The 2,077-nt window shown below is 68.4% G+C and carries 2 protein-coding genes and 1 pseudogene; all 3 read right to left on the bottom strand.

Features of this window, described 5'->3' with window-relative positions; translation table 11 throughout:
* The coding region (locus WB508_RS10085; RefSeq protein WP_423844752.1) for an MFS transporter at window positions 1–1,075 on the bottom strand (1,075 nt) is incomplete at its 3' end.
* An 8-nt stretch (window positions 1,076–1,083) separates the two neighbouring features.
* Window positions 1,084–1,809: an LppX_LprAFG lipoprotein gene (locus WB508_RS10080; protein ID WP_423844751.1), complete on the bottom strand. Its 726-nt coding sequence runs from the start codon at window positions 1,807–1,809 to the stop codon at window positions 1,084–1,086.
* Between the two features lie 4 nt (window positions 1,810–1,813).
* Window positions 1,814–2,077 (bottom strand): annotated as a pseudogene (locus WB508_RS10075) (DNA topoisomerase IV); the annotation flags it as partial.

Below are 2,077 nucleotides of genomic sequence, written 5' to 3'. Positions count from 1 at the left end.
CCAAAGCGCCGCGAGGGATGAGGGGGACGCGAGCGGTGCGTTGGCGCCAGCCGAAACCGCCCAGCGCGACGGCCGCCAGGGGCAACAGGTAGGGCGCCGTCGGTGAGATCGCCGTGGTCTCAGGTTCGGCCGACGCGAAGGTGATGATGACAGCGCCGAGTGCGATGGTCAGAAATGCGGCACCGATCAGATCGGTCTCACGGGCGATCTCGGCCCAGCCGCGCCAGCCGATCAACGGCCGCGATGCGAACGCCTCCCAGACCACGAACATCGCGAGGATGCCGAAGGTCACCAGCGCCACGGGGGTCAGCCAGCGCGACTCGCCGGTGACAGGGATGAACGCCAGTCCGGTCGTGACACCCTCGACGAGGCGGCGCGGAGACAACATGACCAGCAGCAGCCCCATCAGGCCAAGCGAGCCCAACGTGGTGCCGATCCAGTCGAAACGTGGGTGGTCCGGTGCAGGTGGCGCTTCGATGGCCCGAGGGCGCAGCAACGCAGCTGCCAGCACCAGACCCACCGCACAATTGAGCCAGAAGATGTCGCGCCACGACCCGAACGCGAGCACGACAGCGCCGTACAGCGGGCCGAGCACGCTGCCGAGCTCTTGAACCGCACCGACGATGCCGAGGGGGAGCCCTCGTTTCTGCGGCGGCCACAGGTCGGCCACGAGCGCCAAGGTGGGCGGAATGAGACCGCCCCCGCCAATGCCTTGAATGAGTCGGCCCATCACGACCGTGTCGAGGTTGTAGGCGGCTGCCGTGAGGAGCGATCCGACGGCGAAGACGACCAACGACCCCAACAGCACCGGAACTCGGCCGCGCAAATCCGAGATGCGGCCGATCAAGGGCAGGATGCCCACGTAGCCCAACAGGAATCCCGAGACGATCGGTGCGGCCCGCTGCAGCTCGTCGACCCCGAGTCCCGCAGCGCTCATCATGTCCGGCAGCGCCAGCACCACGACGTAGGTGTCCGCTGCAGCGAACGCGATGGCCACGGCCGCGAGACCCAGCAACAGTCGAGACGACCGAGCCAGGGGAGCGGTTCTCGAGTCCGCCGGTGGCGCGGTGTCCATGCGGCGTCCTAGGGCTTGGTGATCTCGGTGGCGTCGTCAGTGGGGTCCAGGACGATCGCGTAAGTGACGTCGGAGCCATCAGCGTAGAACGGGCCGGTGATGTTGGCGTCGGTCAAGATGTCGTCGTCGGTGAGTCGATAGGTGACCTTGAAGGTGCCCTCGGCGTCGGCCGTGGGCAAGAAGTCCTGGATCACCGCGCCGGGGATCGTGCCGGTGACGGTGGTGAGCACCGTCTTGCCATCGCGAGACTTGCCCTTTTCAGCCACATCGTCGGTCTTGGTCAAGATGATCGGGAGGCCATCGCCCTTGGCGCCCAGCAGGCTGGCCGGGTCGGGCGCCTTCAACGTGGCGGGGTCGATGGCCAAGAAGACCGGGGTGAGGCTGGTCTTGGCGTAGACCTTGCCGGCCACGGCCACGACCTCGGCCGTGAGGCTGCCGCCGCCCGTGACGACCGTGACGTCGCCGGTGAAGGCCGCATCGTCCCGGGTCGCGCCCTGATAGCCGCGGCCGGAGGCCGACAGCAGGCCGGTGACACCTGACGGAAGCTCGGTCGTCTTCAAGGAGATGATCAGACCCTTGGCGTCGGTGATGGCCTGTTGCGCGGCCTGCAACCTGGCTTGGATGGCGGCAGTGTCGTCGCCGCCCTGCTCCGTGGAGTCTTCGCCACTGCAGCCGGCGGCAACGAGGGCGACGAGGGTCAGGGCGAGGACAATGACGTGTCGTGGAGTGCGCACGCCATCAGTCTTGCACGGGGGTCGGCACCCCGGGCGGCCCCGCGACGGCCAGGATCGGCTGTGCTGCAGGTACGCCCGAAGCGTCGCGACGCTCGTCCGGCTCGGGCAGGTCCACCGGAGATCCGCTGGGGGCGCAGGCCATGGGTGGCCCATGGCCGACCCAGGCAAGGATCAGGCCGCTGTCGCCCTTGAGCAACCGTTGGCACCGCACGCCGCCGGTGGCGCGTCCCTTGGCCGGGTAGGCGTTCAACGGGCTGACCTTGACAAC

It is taken from the genome of Aeromicrobium sp. (assembly GCF_049586495.1).
GTDB lineage: Bacteria > Actinomycetota > Actinomycetes > Propionibacteriales > Nocardioidaceae > Aeromicrobium.
Note: the sequence above shows the minus strand (reverse complement) of the source record. Positions and strands in the feature narration are given on the sequence as shown.